Annotated in this window: 16 protein-coding genes; 13 read left to right on the top strand and 3 right to left on the bottom strand. The window is 63.9% G+C overall.

What is annotated here, in order from left to right; all coding sequences use genetic code 11:
- Nucleotides 1-82 precede the first annotated feature (82 nt).
- The 8 genes from dnaG (at nt 83) to ribD (ending at nt 8,148) form a co-directional block, all read left to right on the top strand.
- Complete coding sequence (dnaG, locus tag BMI88_RS09845) at nt 83-2,062, top strand: DNA primase (RefSeq protein WP_078548185.1); 1,980 nt, start codon at nt 83-85, stop codon at nt 2,060-2,062.
- 182 nt (nt 2,063-2,244) lie between these two features.
- Nucleotides 2,245-4,260 carry an RNA polymerase sigma factor RpoD gene (gene rpoD / locus BMI88_RS09840; RefSeq protein WP_078548183.1) on the top strand — a complete coding sequence of 672 codons (2,016 nt, stop codon included), beginning with the start codon at nt 2,245-2,247 and terminating at the stop codon, nt 4,258-4,260.
- 63 nt (nt 4,261-4,323) lie between these two features.
- A complete protein-coding gene (locus BMI88_RS09835) occupies nt 4,324-4,692 on the top strand; it encodes a hypothetical protein (protein WP_078548181.1) in 369 nt (122 codons plus the stop codon).
- Between the two features lie 189 nt (nt 4,693-4,881).
- Complete coding sequence (locus BMI88_RS09830) at nt 4,882-5,601, top strand: hypothetical protein (protein ID WP_078548179.1); 720 nt, start codon at nt 4,882-4,884, stop codon at nt 5,599-5,601.
- A 94-nt stretch (nt 5,602-5,695) separates the two neighbouring features.
- Nucleotides 5,696-6,019 carry a hypothetical protein gene (locus tag BMI88_RS09825; RefSeq protein ID WP_143595002.1) on the top strand — a complete coding sequence of 108 codons (324 nt, stop codon included), beginning with the start codon at nt 5,696-5,698 and terminating at the stop codon, nt 6,017-6,019.
- A complete protein-coding gene (locus tag BMI88_RS09820) occupies nt 6,019-6,435 on the top strand; it encodes a secondary thiamine-phosphate synthase enzyme YjbQ (RefSeq protein WP_078548175.1) in 417 nt (138 codons plus the stop codon). The genes BMI88_RS09825 and BMI88_RS09820 overlap by 1 nt, the downstream gene beginning before the upstream one ends.
- A gap of 142 nt (nt 6,436-6,577) precedes the next feature.
- Nucleotides 6,578-7,048, top strand: a complete 471-nt coding sequence (nrdR, locus tag BMI88_RS09815) for a transcriptional regulator NrdR (protein ID WP_075774214.1) — start codon at nt 6,578-6,580, stop codon at nt 7,046-7,048.
- Nucleotides 7,045-8,148: a bifunctional diaminohydroxyphosphoribosylaminopyrimidine deaminase/5-amino-6-(5-phosphoribosylamino)uracil reductase RibD gene (ribD, locus tag BMI88_RS09810; RefSeq protein WP_078548173.1), complete on the top strand. Its 1,104-nt coding sequence runs from the start codon at nt 7,045-7,047 to the stop codon at nt 8,146-8,148. Before nrdR ends, ribD begins: the two co-directional genes overlap by 4 nt.
- Here the strand turns inward: ribD and BMI88_RS09805 are convergent.
- The 3 genes from BMI88_RS09805 to BMI88_RS09795 all read right to left on the bottom strand — a co-directional run bounded on the left by BMI88_RS09805 (nt 8,118) and on the right by BMI88_RS09795 (nt 12,629).
- Complete coding sequence (locus tag BMI88_RS09805; RefSeq protein WP_078548171.1) at nt 8,118-10,133, bottom strand: capsular polysaccharide biosynthesis protein; 2,016 nt, start codon at nt 10,131-10,133, stop codon at nt 8,118-8,120. The two genes, ribD and BMI88_RS09805, sit on opposite strands and share 31 nt — an antisense overlap.
- Entirely contained in the window at nt 10,133-11,143 is a 1,011-nt protein-coding gene (locus tag BMI88_RS09800; protein WP_246831859.1) for a polysaccharide biosynthesis/export family protein, read from the bottom strand. The genes BMI88_RS09805 and BMI88_RS09800 overlap by 1 nt, the downstream gene beginning before the upstream one ends.
- A gap of 199 nt (nt 11,144-11,342) precedes the next feature.
- Nucleotides 11,343-12,629 (bottom strand): capsular biosynthesis protein, encoded by a 1,287-nt coding sequence (locus BMI88_RS09795; protein WP_078548168.1) that lies wholly within the window; start codon nt 12,627-12,629, stop codon nt 11,343-11,345.
- Nucleotides 12,630-12,837: 208 nt separating this feature from the next.
- Here BMI88_RS09795 and BMI88_RS09790 point away from each other — a divergent pair, with 208 nt between their 5' ends.
- From BMI88_RS09790 to BMI88_RS09770, 5 genes are all read left to right on the top strand, one after another.
- Nucleotides 12,838-13,461: a riboflavin synthase gene (locus tag BMI88_RS09790; protein ID WP_078548165.1), complete on the top strand. Its 624-nt coding sequence runs from the start codon at nt 12,838-12,840 to the stop codon at nt 13,459-13,461.
- Nucleotides 13,458-14,615, top strand: coding sequence for a 3,4-dihydroxy-2-butanone-4-phosphate synthase (ribB, locus tag BMI88_RS09785; RefSeq protein ID WP_078541926.1), 1,158 nt, complete (start codon nt 13,458-13,460; stop codon nt 14,613-14,615). Before BMI88_RS09790 ends, ribB begins: the two co-directional genes overlap by 4 nt.
- Before the next feature lie 3 nt (nt 14,616-14,618).
- Complete coding sequence (locus BMI88_RS09780) at nt 14,619-15,164, top strand: 6,7-dimethyl-8-ribityllumazine synthase (RefSeq protein ID WP_078548162.1); 546 nt, start codon at nt 14,619-14,621, stop codon at nt 15,162-15,164.
- A 74-nt stretch (nt 15,165-15,238) separates the two neighbouring features.
- Entirely contained in the window at nt 15,239-15,679 is a 441-nt protein-coding gene (gene nusB / locus BMI88_RS09775; protein WP_232621793.1) for a transcription antitermination factor NusB, read from the top strand.
- Nucleotides 15,680-15,801: 122 nt separating this feature from the next.
- On the top strand, nt 15,802-16,146 hold the full coding sequence (locus tag BMI88_RS09770) for a hypothetical protein (protein ID WP_078541924.1): 345 nt from the start codon (nt 15,802-15,804) through the stop codon (nt 16,144-16,146).
- The last annotated feature ends 32 nt before the right edge of the window (nt 16,147-16,178 follow it).

The raw sequence follows: 16,178 nt of genomic DNA, 5'->3' as shown, positions 1-16,178 counted from the left end.
TTCACCACCCGAGGGGCCGAAAGCTGTGGGTAGCTCAGCGGGTCCTCTCGACTCTGCCGCACATGGAGACAATATAGAGAGCATGAGCCTGCCACCCGGATTTCTCGACGAATTGCGCAGCCGTTCCTCGATCGCTCAGGTCGTGGGGCGCAAGGTCATTTGGGACATGCGCAAGTCGAACCAGGCCAAGGGCGACATGTGGGCGCCGTGCCCCTTCCATCAGGAAAAATCGGCCTCGTTCCATGTCGATGACCGCAAGGGCTATTACTACTGCTTCGGCTGTCACGCGAAGGGCGACGCGCTGAGCTTCGTGCGCGAGACCGAGAATGTCAGCTTCATGGAGGCGGTGGAAATCCTCGCCCGTGAGGCCGGGATGCAGATGCCCGCGCGCGATCCGATGGCGCAGGAGAAAGCTGATCTGCGCACCGAGTTGGCCAATGTGATGGAAGAGGCGGTGAAGTATTTCCGCCTCCATCTGAACACGCAGGCCGGAAGCGCCGCGCGCGACTATCTGGCTGGGCGCAGCCTGAACAAACCCGCCGTGGACCGCTTCGAGATCGGCTTCGCCCCGCCCGGCTGGCAGGGGCTGCGCGATGCGCTCAAGGCGAAGGGGATTTCCGACGAGCTGATCAAGGGCGCCGGGCTTGCGAAGGACAGCCAGAAGGGGCGCGAACCCTTCGACGTCTTCCGCAACCGTATCATCTTCCCGATCCGCGATCCGCGCGGGCGCTGCATCGCCTTTGGCGGCCGGGCAATGGATCCGAACGATCCGGCGAAATACCTGAACTCGCCCGAGACCGCGCTCTTCGACAAGGGGCGCTCGCTTTATAACCACGGTCCCGCGCGCGAAGCCTGCGGCAAGGGCGCGCCGCTTGTGGTCTGCGAAGGCTATATGGATGTGATCGCTATGGTCGAAGGGGGCTTCGGCGGGGCGGTCGCACCGCTGGGCACCGCGATTACCGAGGATCAGCTGCGCCTGATGTGGCGCATCCATGACGAGCCGATCATCGCGCTCGATGGCGACACGGCGGGTCTGCGCGCGGCGCTGCGGGTGATCGATCTCGCGCTGCCGCTGCTGGAGGCGGGGAAGGGCGTGCGTTTCGCGATCATGCCGCCGGGGCTCGACCCGGATGACGTGATCCGCAAGCAGGGCCGCGAGGCGATGGAGACGATCCTCGCCGAGGCAAAGCCGATGGTCTCGCTGCTGTGGCAACGTGAGACTGAGGGGAAAGTCTTCGACAGTCCCGAGCGCCGGGCGGCCCTGGACAAGAGCCTGCGCGCCGCGATTGCGCGCATTCAGGATCCCTCGATTCGCGGCCATTACGGAGACGAGATCAAACGCCTGCGCTGGGAGCTGTTCGGCACCGGTCCGCAGGCTGGCCCACAGGGCGGTGCGCAAGGGTCCCGCGGGGGTTTCACGCCGGGCGGTTTCGGCCCCGGCGGCAAGCGCGGCAAGGGCCGCTTCGGTGCGCCGCCGCCAGCCTTGCCCGAGACGCGCTCCTCGCTTCTGGCGACCGCGCCGAGCGACGTGGCCGAGCATCTGCGCGAGGCGATGATCCTCGGCATCTGCGTCACCCACCCGGCGCTGATCGCCGAATTCGAGGCGGAACTGGAAGCCGTGCCGCTGCGCGACGCGACGCATGATCAGCTGCGGCACCGGATGCTCGCCCATGTCGCCGCGCCCGCCCCGGAAATCGCGAAAAACCTTTACGCGGAAATGGCGGCCGACCTTGAAAAACTGTTGAACCTGCCCCATTTGCGCTCTGCCCCTCCGGTTCGCAACGCTGAGAACCTCGATTTGGCGCGGATGTGCCTGACCGAGGAACTGGCCAAGCTGGACGCCGCTCGCGCCGTGCGCGAAGAGGTCGCCGATGCGATGGAGGATCTGGCGGGGCTTGCCGACGAAGGCGTGACATGGCGTCTGGCGCAAGCAGCATCGCTTCGCCATCGTGCAGAGAGATCGAAACTGGAGGACTCCTCCGATATGGGCGAAGACCAAGCGGCGCTGTCCGCGACGCTTCAGGCCATGATCGACGGGGAAATCTGGCGTAAGAAACATTGAGCCGGATGGTTGCGGGCCAACGGATTACGGGAAAGCGAATTGTTGCGGACACATTCAGAATCAACTTTCTGTCCACAGCCCTCGCGCCCCTGTGATTCGCCGCCGCGATTCGATACACAGACGAGATATGATTCGCTTTCGTCATAGCTTGAGCCCAACCAAGCCCTGACCGAGGAGCCCACATGGCCGCCAAAGACATCGACGACAATAAATCCGACACCCCGAGCGACGACGCGACGTCCTTCGATATGAGTCAGGCCGCCGTGAAGCGGATGATCGCCGAGGCGAAGGAACGCGGGTTCATTACCTATGACCAGCTCAACAAGGTGATGCCGCAAGATCAGGTCTCGGGGGACCAGATCGAAGATGTCATGTCGATGCTCTCCGAAATGGGCATCAACGTCATCGAAGCCGAAGAGGCCGATGAGGAAGAAAGCAGCAGCCAGGGCGGCGAAGTCGCGACGACGGCTTCGGGGTCGCGCGAAGTCGCGGTCTCGACCACCAGCTCGGAAACGCTCGATCGTACCGATGACCCGGTGCGGATGTATCTGCGCGAGATGGGTTCGGTCGAGCTGCTGTCGCGCGAGGGCGAAATCGCCATCGCCAAGCGCATCGAGGCTGGCCGCAACACGATGATCGCGGGGCTCTGCGAGAGCCCGCTGACCTTCCAGGCCATCACGATCTGGCGCGACGAACTTCTCAACGAAGAAATTCTTCTGCGCGACGTGATCGACCTCGAGACCACCTTCGGCAACTCGCTCGAAGGGGTCGAAGGCGAAGAAGAAGAAATCGCACCGCCCACCGTCGGAGCCGAGGCGACGACAGAGGGTAGCAAGAAATCCGAAGATAGCGGCAATTCGGAGCCTGAGCTCGACGCGGACGGCAACCCGATCCAATCCGACGATGACGACGAGGACGAAGGCGCGAACCTTTCGCTCGCCGCGATGGAAGCCGCACTGAAGCCGCGTGTCCTCGAGACGCTCGAACTGATCGCGCGCGATTATGCTCAGCTTGCCGAGATGCAGGACCTGCGGATGTCGGCGACGCTGAACGAGGATGGCTCCTTCTCTGTCACCGAGGAAGCCGCCTATCAGAAACTGCGCTCCGAGATCGTCGAGCTGGTGAACTCGCTTCACCTGCACAACAACCGGATCGAAGCGCTGATCGACCAGCTCTACGGCATCAACCGCAAGATCATGTCGATCGACAGCGGCATGGTGAAGCTCGCCGATCAGGCGCGCATCAACCGTCGCGAGTTCATCGAAGAGTATCGCGGCTACGAACTGGACCCCAGCTGGTCCGAGCGGATGCAGGCGAAGTCGGGCCGCGCCTGGCAGTCCCTGTTCGAGCGTTCCGCCGACAAGGTGGAAGAGCTGCGCGGGGAGATGGCTCAGGTCGGCCAGTATGTCGGCGTCGACATTTCCGAATTCCGCCGCATCGTGCAGCAGGTTCAGAAGGGCGAAAAAGAAGCCCGTCAGGCCAAGAAAGAGATGGTCGAGGCGAACCTGCGTCTCGTGATCTCGATCGCGAAGAAATACACCAACCGCGGTCTGCAATTCCTCGATCTCATTCAGGAAGGCAATATAGGCCTCATGAAGGCTGTGGATAAGTTCGAGTATCGCCGCGGCTACAAGTTCTCGACCTACGCGACGTGGTGGATCCGTCAGGCGATCACCCGCTCGATCGCGGATCAGGCGCGCACGATCCGTATCCCGGTCCACATGATCGAGACGATCAACAAGCTGGTCCGCACCGGTCGCCAGATGCTTCACGAGATCGGCCGCGAGCCGACGCCGGAAGAACTGGCCGACAAGCTGCAGATGCCGCTCGAGAAGGTCCGCAAGGTGATGAAGATCGCCAAGGAGCCGATCTCGCTCGAGACGCCGATCGGCGACGAGGAAGACAGCCAACTTGGCGATTTCATCGAGGACAAGAACGCCGTTCTGCCGCTCGACTCCGCCATTCAGGAGAACCTGAAGGAGACGACGACGCGGGTTCTGGCCTCGCTCACCCCGCGCGAGGAGCGGGTTCTGCGGATGCGCTTCGGTATCGGCATGAACACCGACCACACGCTTGAAGAGGTGGGGCAGCAGTTCTCGGTCACCCGCGAACGTATCCGTCAGATCGAGGCGAAGGCGCTGCGCAAGCTCAAGCACCCGAGCCGGTCGCGCAAGATGCGTTCGTTCCTCGACCAGTAATAGCATTCGATCAGGACGCCCCCGGTTTCGGGGGCGTTTTCATGTCATCCGGGGGAGGGGAGCATGAAAGTCTTCACTACGTTCGTGGCTGTAGCCCTTCTGGTCGCTGGGTCCGCCAGCGCCGCCGAGCGCGCGCAATTCTACATTCCCGACAAGCCCGCCAAGCTGGTCTATCTCTTCACCTGCGAAGGGGAGAGCCAGGACGAGATCGCCGAGAATTGGGAGAAGGCCAAGGCCGTCTTCGCCAGCGATCATCAAGAAGAGGCTGCGCGTCTGGAGGCGAAAACCACGGCGCAGCGCGAGTCCGGCCATGCCCCGAGCCAAGAGGCGATCGACGCCCATAACGTCGAATTCAACGCACATAAAGCCGCGGTCGAAGCCGATCTTGCTCCGCTGGGCTGCAAGATGAACGGTCTCGTTCACTTGCCGTGACGGAGGGCGGTCCGCTTGCATTGCTGCGTCGAGGCGGCGGCCCCTAAACCGCATATTTCGCACATTTCTTGAGCATTTCGGGGGGTGGAACGGCTTTTTCGTCCCTCAAGTTGCTGGAAAGTTTGAAATTCCCCTGATCGTGTTATCGTCACCTTACGGACAATTGGGGTGTTCGTTGGGGGGAGTTAAATGCGGCTGCGCAATTACGCGCCAGCCCTGCTGAAACCGTTCAATGACGAGTTAACGCGAAAGTTTCTGTTCGCTTTGCTTTTCGTGGATGCAGTGCTGCTGGCTATTTTCATCACTTACAACGTTTTGGGGCTCAATCAGGGCGACGAGCTGATCGCCCGGCAGTTCTGGCGGTTCGATATCGGCCTCGATATCAGCTTTTCCGAGAGTTTCGGGTTCTTCAAATGGACGTCGATCATGGTGTTCATGATCGCGTCGTTTCTGAAGAAGCCCAATGCGGTCAGCGTAGTCATATTCGCTGTCTTCGCCATTCTGCTTGCCGATGACAGCAAGCAGTTGCACGAACACGCAGGCCGGTTTCTGCGGGAAGGGGTGTTCGAACAAGTCATCGCCGATCCGCATGCCGCGCAGACGATCGGAGAGCTTGTGTATTTCGCGGGACAGGGCGTCGTTGTTGTCGCGCTTCTGTGGCTCGCTTATCGCTTCGGGTCGCCGGAGCAGCGCCTCTATGTGCTTCGCTTTTCCGCTTCGATCTTCGGCCTCATCATCTGTGGAGTGGGGTTCGACGCAATCCATAGCGTGTTCGAGGGCGCTCCGCTCTCATGGCTTCTCGGCTTGATCGAAGATGGCGGTGAGATCATCTTCGCCTCCATCGCCTGCGGCTACGGTTTCAGTTACCTGCTCGCGCAGTTCCGTAGTGCCGAGGTTTCCTACGCGTAGTGCTAGCCCAATTCGCGTGGCGCGCGTGGGCGAAAGGCATTGCCTGTCGCATTGCGGCGGTCCAAATTGAGGCGACCCAATGACCGGAGATACCATGTCTAAGTTTGCCCCTGCTTTGCTCGCCCCTCTCGTTCTCGCTGCCTGTCAGGTCGGCACGATGCAATCGGGCACGCCGCGCATGGATCAGGCAGGCACCTGTTTCCTTTATGTGCAGGAAGAGGCCGGGGGCACCTATTCGGTGATCTCAGGGGTGGGCGACGGCACGCCGCAACCCAAGGCCATCGTCAAGCGCGGGCTAAGCGGCGCGCAGGCCGATGCGGTGTGGGCGAAAGAGCGCAAGATCATGGACATCAATCCCGAATGCCTCGCGATCGTCGCGACGGATCGCTCCGAGGCGCGTCCCGCGCCGAAAAGCTGATGCATCGCCGGTTCGAGATCGCAACATCGGGCCCGGGTCTCTACGAGTTCACGCGTGACGTGGCGGCTTGGGTCGCGGGCGCCGATGCGGAGGAGGCGTTGCTCACGCTGTTCATCCGTCACACCTCGGCAAGTCTCGCGATCCAGGAAAATGCCGACCCGGAAGTGCGCTCCGATCTGAAGGAATTCTTCCATCGGCTCGTGCCGCCCACGACCGATCCCAGCATGTCCTACCTGACCCATACCTATGAGGGGCCGGACGATATGCCGGCCCATATCAAATCGGCGCTTCTACCGGTCAGCTTGCAGATTCCTGTCATTTCGGGGCGTATGGCGCTCGGAACGTGGCAGGGAATTTACCTTTTCGAACATCGCAGCCGCGCGCATCGCCGCGAGGTCATGGCCCTCATGCGCTGAGTCTCATTCGCCACAGGCAACCGCCACATCTGGGGTCGAAAGATTTTTCCTACCCAAACCATCGACGCTAGGCTAAGGTCTTGTGGATAAGAGGGGCATGCAGACCCTATCGTGAGGCGGGACAACGAACGGGGGAAAGCGAATGCGCTGCCCATTTTGCGGAAATGTCGATACTCAGGTGAAAGATAGCCGTCCGGCGGAAGATCACGTCGCGATCCGGCGACGTCGGTTCTGCCCGGCCTGCGGCGGTCGTTTCACCACTTACGAACGCGTCCAGCTGCGCGACCTCGTGGTGATCAAGACCTCCGGCAAGCGTGAGGATTTCGATCGCGACAAGCTCGAACGCTCGATCCGGATCGCGATGCAGAAGCGCCCGGTCGAACCCGAGCGGATCGACCAGATGATCTCCGGCATCGTGCGGCGTCTGGAAAGCATGGGCGAGACCGACATCTCCTCGAAGGTGATCGGCGAGATCGTGATGGAGACGCTCGCGCGGATCGACACGGTCGGCTACGTCCGGTTTGCCAGCGTTTACAAGAACTTCCAGGAAGCGGACGACTTCGACAAGTTCGTCTCCGAATTGCGTCCGCCGGGAGCGGGCGACCCCGAGTGACCGAAAAAGACCGGCGGTTCATGTCGATGGCCCTGACGCTCGCGCGCCGGGGCCTTGGCAATGTCTGGCCGAACCCGGCGGTGGGCTGCGTGATCGTGAGAGAGGGCCGCGTCGTCGGGCGCGGCTGGACTCAGCCGGGCGGGCGGCCCCATGCCGAGGTGCGCGCACTCTCGCAGGCGGGGGCGGCGGCGCGTGGCGCCACGGCCTATGTCACGCTTGAACCCTGCGCCCATTACGGCAAGACGCCGCCCTGCGCGATGGCACTGCGCGAGGCCGGGGTGGCGCGTGTCGTCTCGGCGATGGAAGACCCCGATCCGCGGGTGTCTGGCGGCGGTCACGCGATGCTGCGCGAGGCCGGGATCGAGGTGGAGACCGGGCTCATGGAGACGGAGGCGCGCGATCTGCAGGCCGGGTTCCTGAGCCGCGTGACGCGCGCGCGTCCGTGGCTCGCGCTGAAGCTTGCGAGCAGTTTCGACGGGCGCATCGCGACCTCCACGGGTGAAAGCCAATGGATCACCGGGCCGCAGTCTCGCGCGCTGGTCCATGCGATGCGCGCCGAGTTCGACGCGGTCATGGTGGGCGGCGGTACCGCGCGGGCCGATGATCCGCTTCTGACCGTGCGCAGCTTCACGCCGCTGCGCCAGCCGCTGCGGATCGTGGCCTCGGCGGGACTGGATCTACCGCGCAAGCGGCTTGCCGGGTCGCTGGACGTCGCGCCGCTTTGGCTGATCCATGGGGCCGAGGCTCCCGATGAGGCGAAAGATTACTGGCGCGAAGCGGGCGCGGAACTGATCGAGGTGGCCGAGACAGTTGGCGGCGGTCTCGATCCGCTGGCGCTGATGGAGGCTCTGGCCGGGTTCGGCCTGACGCGCGTGTTCTGCGAAGGCGGCGGTAAGTTCGCGGCCTCTCTGATCAATGCGGGACTGGTGGACGAGCTGATCGGCTTCACGGCGGGCATGGTGCTGGGCGCGGATGGTCGCGCCGGGGTCGGCGATATGGGGCTGAGTGCGCTGGCCTCTGCGCCGCGTTACACGCTGGTCGAAAGTCGCCCCATCGGCGACGACCTGCTTCACCGCTGGCGGCGCCAGAGCCACGCGTAGGACGCGAATACCCCCTGCAGCTTCGCGCCGATCCGGTTGAGCGGCCCACGCGGTAGGGTGCGGCCCTCGCTCAGACGATCCAGCGCGACCTCGACCGGGCAGGGCAGCCCGCTGAGCGGGTCGAGATAGCGCGGATAGGCGATGAGCGCGGCATGGGTGAGTTGCAGCAGATCCGGGCGCGCCGTCCTGCGCGCCGGAACAGCCCCGCGATCGCGCGTCAGCCCCCAGCCTGCATAGAAGGGCGCCCCGAGGGGCGTGACGGCTTTGCCGCGCAAGAGCGCCTCGAAGCCGAGGCCGGAGGTCATCGTCCAGACCTCGTCCACCGCGTCGATCAGTGCGGCCGTGTTGGTCTCGGGCAGGATCAGATCGGCATATGTCTTCGCCACCTTCTCGGGCACCTCGCCGGGACGCAAACCGGCGACGACATCGGGGTGAGGTTTGAAAAGGATAACTGCACCGGGGTTTTCGGCCCGGGTCCTCTCCAAAAGCATCGCATTTGTGCAAGTCTCCCCCGCGCCGAGCCGGATCGAGGCATCGTCTTCGACCTGACCGGGCACGAGGATCTTATGGCCTTGGGGCAGTTCGGGAAGCGCGCCGCCGAGATTGTATTTCGTCAGGCCTTCAGTCGTGATCCGTTGGATGAGCTTGCGCGCTCGCGCCTCGCCGCCCGGCGGCAGAGGCTGCGCGATCAATGCCTCCAGATCGCTGGGTCGGGTCGGGTCGTAGAAGATGCCTGTGCGATCCGCGATCAGCGAGAGCGGCGGGACGAGTTCGGCGCCGAGACCGCGTGAGCGCAGAAACCCGTCTTCGACGCGGATCGGGTCGCGGTCGTCATCTGGGGCCGCGCGCGTGGCCCAGTAGAGATAGGGGCGCGTCGGGTCGGGTGTTTCGCTGAACCGTAGGGACCCGTGACGCCCGAAGAACTTGCGCAGATGCGGGCGTTTCCATAGCGACATGCCGCCCGCGACATAGCCCTGCCGATCCTCGCGATAGGCGCGGGTTTCGGCCTCGAGCTGATCCACCGCCTCCTCGAAGCTGCACAGGCGCTTGCGGCAGGGATCGAACCAGATCGGCGCGAGGATATGCGATACCGCGAAAATCTGCGCGCGCGTCAGGTTGCGCGATCTGCGGGGTACGGGGTTTTCGTCCTGCGTGAGCCCCCAGCCCCCATAGAACGGCTGGCCGAAGACACGCGGCTTGTGGCCTGCGAGGATCGCCTCGTAGCCCATGAGCGACGACACGGTATAGACCGCGATCGCGCCTTCGAGCAGTTTCCACGGCGAGACCGGCGCGTCGTAAATCTCGGAATTCGCGTCGCAGTCTTCCGGCCCGTAATGGCCGCCCCGCAGCCCGGCGCGCGTTTCGGGATGGGTCTTGATCAGGATGCGCGCGCCGGGGTTCTCGATCCGCGCATAGGCCAGCATTTCGCGGAACGTGGCGGAGCTCGCCCCGCCATGGGTGATCGAGGCGTCTTCCCGCGTCTGGTCGATTACCAGAACATAGCCCGGATCGGGGACGGGCAGGCCCGGGTCGAAATCGTTGTATTTCGAGAGCTCCGAGGCTTTCAGCCGGGCGATCCCGTCGCGGGCCCGCTGCAAGACGGCGCTATCGTCGAGCGGCTCTGTCGCAAGGAGATGTTCGAGCCGCGAGGGCTGGGCGCTGTCGAAATGCACGCCCATCGGGTCGAGGATCAGGCCCAAAGGCGGCGCGCCCGTCCGGCCCGGATGGATCGAGCGCAGAAACGCGTCCTCCACCCGGATCAGCGGCACGCCGCGCTTGGCGGCCACCGCCTCGCCGCGTGCCGCATAGGGCGAGCGGCCCCAGACCATAACGCCATCGTCTGGGCCGGGCAGGCCGAGGCGCGGGGCATGGCCTGCTGCCCGCAAAATCTCGCGCAGGCGCGTCTGGCGCAGCACCCCGCCATTGTAGAAAAAAAGCCGCCGGGGGATCGCCCCGGCGGCCTTGTGGTCACTGTCGCGGAGCATTAGTTCCCGGCGAGCGTATTGAGCGTGTTGACCGTGCCCAGCGGCTGGGTCAGCGCCGAGAGCGTCTTCTGCCACTGCACGAAGGGCGCCTCGGTGACATAGACCGTGTCGCCGTCGCGGATCGCGAAATCGCGCGCCATGAACATGCCGTTGGGCTGGGTCAGGTCGAGCACGTAGATCATGCGCTGATCGCCGACCAGATCGGTGCGACCAAGCACCTTCATCGCGATATCGGCCGGCTCGTTGCGCAGCACGAAGACGCCGGTCGGATCGGCGAGGTTCGACTGCAAGCCGCCCACCGTCGCGATGGCCTCCAGCGCCGAAAGCGTCTGGGTCTCGAAGGGCACGCGGGCCTGCTTGCCGGTCGCGCCGAGCGAGGTGAAGGCGCGCTGGTCCTTCTCAACGAGGATCACGTCGCCGTTGCGCAGCGCGATGTCCATCTTGGGGTTCTCGTAGAGATCCTTGAGCCAGATCGAGCCCGACATGCCGCCGCGCGTCACGGTGATCTTGGCGACCTCGGGGGGGATCGACACGCCGCCCGCCTTGGCGATCATCGCCGAAAGCGTCCGGGTCGGCCGCTCGATCGGATAGACGCCCTGACCGTTGATCGCACCCATGACCGACACCGTCGCGCCATCGCCTGCCACGCGGGTCACGAGAACCTGCGGGTCCGGCGTTTGCGCGTCGAGCTTGGTGGTGATGATGCGGCGCAGCCCGTCGGGCGTGTTGCCAGCGGCTTTAATGCGGCCCGCATAGGGGACGAAGATGAAGCCCGCGCCATCGACCTGCACCTCTTGCAGCTGGGTCGCGTTGGCGCCTTTGCTGGCGAGCAGCCCGTCATCGACGTTCTCCCAGATCGTCAGCGAAAGCGTGTCGCCCGGGCGGATCGTATCGGAGCCGATCTGACCGGCATTGATGAAACTGGAGGTAAAGCCGAGCGCGGGTTGCACGGCGGTTGCGCGGGTGACGAAGTCGTTCACCTTGACGACGAACGCATCGCCCTGGCGCATCACGGAGCCTGCGAAGAGTTCGCGCTTGTTGGGGCCGGAGCGCGGAAGGCCACAAGATGCGGTCAAAAGCGTGGCGGAAAGGCCCGTCAAAACGGCCCTGCGAGTCGGGGTAATGGTCACTGCTCGAGCTCCTCGTTCGGGATGCTGCTTATCGTTTTGCGACCAAGCTACCGAAGCCTCGGGAAAAAAACGAGAAAAATTATCGTACCACCTGCAACTGTTGCCGTGGGGCCGCGTTGCCCGCGACCAGCGCATCATAAGGGTCTTCGGCGGCCAGCATCATGTCGACCACCTGTCGCAGCAGGGCGCGGCGGCCTTTCGCAGAGTAGAAGCCGCCCGGAACCTGGCTCGTTTCCAGCAGGTAGTGACGGTAGTCGCGATAGGCGCGGCTGTCGGGCCGGGCCGGGCTTGCGAAGAAGGCCTCGAGCGGTTGCGCGGAGGTGAATTCCGGCTTGTCGAAGATCGCGCGGCCCAGCGATTTCAGCGGCAGCCCGCGCCAAAGCGCCTGCTGCGCGGCGGTCGAATTCACCGTGACGGCGGAGCGCGCCTGCGCCAGAAGCCCCGCCAGCTTGCCGCCGCGCACGAAATGCACGCGCGACGCCAACCCATGCGCGCGGGCGGCCTTGCGGATCGTTTCGCGTATCGGGGCGCGCCCGTCTTCGAGCGGATGGGCCTTGAAGACGAGGTGATGATGGGGCGGCGCGCCTTTCGCGAAATTCTCCATCACCAGATCGATGAACTCGGTCTGGCTGGTGAAAGGTGAATGCATCCGGAAGCTGGAGTCGTGTTCGAGCTGCAGCAGCACGAGATGATAGGGGAAGCCGCCATGCCGGATGCGTCGCGTCGCGCGTTTGCGCTCCAGCATATGCAGCGGCATCAGCAGCAGGCGGCGCAGCCAGAGGCGGAATTCCTGAAACACCGTGATGTCGCGATGCGGCCGGAAGCGGCGATAGGGGCCGGGGCGGAGCATCACGAAGAAATGGTAGAGCGCGCCGTAGAAAACGTGGTGGCGCATATCGCCCCAGCGGGGCGGCGCGTCGGGAAACTCGATTTCGGACTGGGCAAGCGCGGTGCGCATCTGCGCCACCGACATTTCCATCAGCCGGGAATGCCCATTCGAGCCGCCGCGCTCGTAGGTGACCCAATAGGGGCGAACATACCCCTCTTCGAAGACATGCACGCACAGGCCCATCGCCTTCGCGACCTCGACGGCCTGCGCATGGATCGGGCGGGTGTCGCCATAGAGCACGAGATCGGTGATGCCTTTCTCGGCGATCAGGTCGCGCAGGTGATCGGCCCAATCCTCCGGAGGGGCGTCGAAGCGCAGGTAGGAGGCGCGGTCGAACCAGAAGACCTCATCCCCGCGATTGAAGCCCACGCGCCAGACCGTCGCCCCTGCCTGCCGGAGCATCGCGCCAAGCTGATGAAAGAAGGGGCCGTGGGGCCCCTGCAGCATCAGGAAGTGGCGATTTTCGAAACGGTTCATCCGGTCGTGGGTCCTTGGCCTGCCTCCGTGATTGCGCAGGATGCGCGCGAAGTCACGGAGTTTGTGGGGTAATCCCTTAAATATTGGACAATTTTAGGGCAGGCGCTGTGCGGGGCTGCGCAGAGTGTGACGGGACGGCGAGGCGCTCATCTCTTGCGAAGGCGCGCCCTGCGGGCTAGCTAAGGTCCGAAATCTGAGGGGATATGCCATGTTCACCGGGATCGTGACCGATATCGGAGAAATTCTGGAGCTGGAGCAGCGCGGCGATCTGCGCGCGCGGATCGGCACAAGCTATGACGTGGGCAGCATCGAGCTGGGCGCGTCTATCGCTTGCGACGGCTGCTGCCTGACCGTGATCGCAACCGGCACCGAGCCGAAAAATTGGTTCGACGTCGAAATCTCTGCCGAGAGCCAGGCCAAGACCAATATCGGCGGCCGCGGCAACGATGCGAGCGGCGGCTGGCAGGTGGGCCAAAAGATCAATCTCGAACGCGCGCTTAAAGTGGGCGACGAGCTGGGCGGTCACATCGTGTCGGGCCATGTCGATGGTGTGGCCGAGATCGTGGCGATGGTGGATGAGGGCGACAGCACGCGCTTCACCTTCCGCGCACCCGAAGCGCTGGCGAAATACATCGCGCCGAAAGGCTCGGTCGCGCTGAACGGCACCTCGCTGACCGTAAACGAGGTCGATGGCGCGAGCTTCGGCGTCAACATCATCCCGCATACCAAGCAGGTCACCAACTGGGGCCATGCCAAGGCGGGCGACCGGATCAATCTCGAGATCGACACGCTCGCGCGCTATGTCGCGCGGCTGCAGGAGTGGAACGCATGACCACCGACGGCAAACCCCTGACCCCGGTCGACAAATCCGGCACCCATGACGTGCCCGGCGAGGTCGAGGAAAGCCTGCGCCACGTGATCGCGCCCGCCGAGGACATTATCGCCGAGGCGAAGGCCGGGCGCATGGTGATCCTCGTCGATCACGAGGATCGCGAGAACGAGGGCGATCTCTATATTCCCGCCGAGAAATGCACCCCCGAGGCGGTGAACTTCATGGCGACCTACGGGCGCGGGCTGATCTGCCTGCCGCTCACCTCGGATCGCGTCGATCAGCTGGGCCTCGCACCGATGGTGCGCGCCAATTCGATGCGCCACGAGACGGCCTTCACCGTCTCGATCGAGGCGCGCGAGAATATCACCACCGGGATTTCCGCCCATGACCGGGCGCAGACGATCAAGGTGGCAATCGACCCGAGCAAAGGCCCGCAAGATATCGCTTCGCCCGGCCACATCTTCCCGCTGCGGGCGCGCGACGGCGGGGTGCTGGTGCGCGCGGGCCATACCGAAGCCGCCGTGGACGTGGCGCGTCTGGCCGGGCTCAAGCCCGCTGGCGTGATCTGCGAGATCATGGGCGATGACGGTCACATGCTGCGCCTGCCGGGGCTGATCGAGTTCGGCAAAAAATACGGGCTGAAGATCGGTACGATCTCGGATCTGATCGCCTATCGCCGCCGCCACGACAATCTCGTGCGCGAGGGCCTGCGCCAGATGGTCACCTCCAGCCATGGCGGTGAGTGGGAGATGCGCGTCTTCACCGACATGGCCGAGGGTGTCGATCACATCGTTCTGGTGAAGGGCGACATCTCAACGCCCGAGCCGGTTCTGGTGCGTACCCATTCGCTCAACATTCTCGACGACGTTTTGGGCATCGGCCCCGGTCCCGCCGACGAGGTGCGTCGCGCGATGGAGATCGTGGCTGCGGAAGGTCGTGGCCTCGTCTGCCTGTTCCGCGACCCGTCGAACCGCCTGCTGCGCGAAGAGGATCAGGGGCCGCGCACGATCAAGCAGATCGGTCTGGGCTCGCAGATCCTGTCCTCGATGGGGCTGCATGACATGATCCTTCTCACCGACAATCCGCAGACGAAATATGTGGGCCTCGACGCTTATGGCCTGCGCATCGTCGGCACACGCCCCATTACGGAGTAAGACATGGCCGGAATCTCGCATTACACGCTCGACCTGCCGAAATGCGACAGCGCGCCGCGGCTGCTGATCGTGGTCGCGCCGTATTACAAGGATATCGCGGACAACCTGATTGCGGGCGCGAAAGCCACGGCTAAAGAGGCGGGGGCCCATGTCGACGTGATCGAGGTGCCCGGCGCTTTGGAAATCCCGACCGCGATCGCGATGGCGGCGCGCATGGCCGATTACGACGGGTTCGTGGCGCTTGGCTGCGTGATCCGTGGCGAGACCACCCATTACGACACCGTCTGCAACGACAGCTCGCGCGGGCTGACGCTGATGGGGCTCGAGGGGATTTGCATCGGTAACGGCATCCTGACGGTCGAAAATTACGAGCAGGCGGCCGTGCGTGCCGACCCTGCCGATCAAAACAAAGGTGGCGGTGCGGCGGCTGCGGCCTTGCATCTCATCTCATTGTCGCGCAAATGGGCGCGCCGGACGAAGGGTATCGGGTTCAAACCCGCCGAATCCTTCCTTATCGCCGGCGACACTGACGGATCGAACAACGCATGACCGACGACGCCTCCTCCGACGCGCCCCAAGACGCACCGAAACCGCGCAAGCTCACCCAAGAGGAGAAGCGCCAGATGAAATCCGCCTCGCGTCTTTACGCGGTTCAGGCGCTTTTTCAGATGGAAGCGGCCGGGCAGGGTGCCGACAAGGTGCGCCGCGAGTTCGAGGACTTCCGCTTTGGCGCCGTGGATGAGGACGGCACCGAAATGGCCGAGGGCAATCTCGACCTGTTCCGCCGTCTGATCGACGATGCGGTGACCTGGCAGGCGAAGATCGACCAGGCGACAGACCGTGCGTTGGTCGCGAAATGGCCGATCGATCGGATCGACCCGGTGCTGCGCGCATTGTTCCGCGCGGCCGGGGCCGAGCTGATCACCCCCGCGACACCGCCGCGCGTTGTCATCACCGAATTCGTCGATGTGGCCCGCGCCTTCTTCCCCGAAGGCAAGGAGCCGAAATTCGTCAACGCGGTGCTCGATCACATGGCGCGCGCGCTGCAGCCCGACGCGTTCTGAGCGCGCTCACTCGCGACACCATGCCACGGGCAAACGCCCGCTTATCTCGCAATCGTCGCCCGTTTCCCTGTTTGAAACTTGGGAATATGCACTAGATTGTGAGGTAAGCAGGAGGATTTTTCATGCCCGAACTGGTCCGGCTCTACATCAAGAACGTCGTCATCGGCTTCTTCATCGCGCTTGCCTTCGTTGGCCTTCTTCTCGGCTTCAATGTCGGCAATCTTCGCCACCTGATTTTCACGTCCGATATCGGCTACATCGCGATGGCGCTGCTGGTCGTGTTCAACACGATCGTCTTCTCCGGTGTGCAATTCGCGATCGCGGTCATGCGCATGGCCGAGGATGACGATAGCTCCGGCGGCGGTAAACGCGACGGCATCCCCACCGATATGGCGGCCGAACATCTGGCGATCCCGGTGCCGGTCGATACACCGAAATCGCGCCAGCAGATGCAATTGCGCCGCTGAACCCATCCACGTCCCGAGACGACAAAAGCCCC

Origin of the sequence: Thioclava sp. F36-6, from assembly GCF_002020305.1 — a bacterium.
In the GTDB taxonomy this organism is placed as follows: Bacteria; Pseudomonadota; Alphaproteobacteria; order Rhodobacterales; family Rhodobacteraceae; genus Thioclava; species Thioclava sediminum.
The sequence above is the reverse complement of the archived record's forward strand: the minus strand, read 5'-3'. Positions and strand labels throughout refer to the sequence as shown.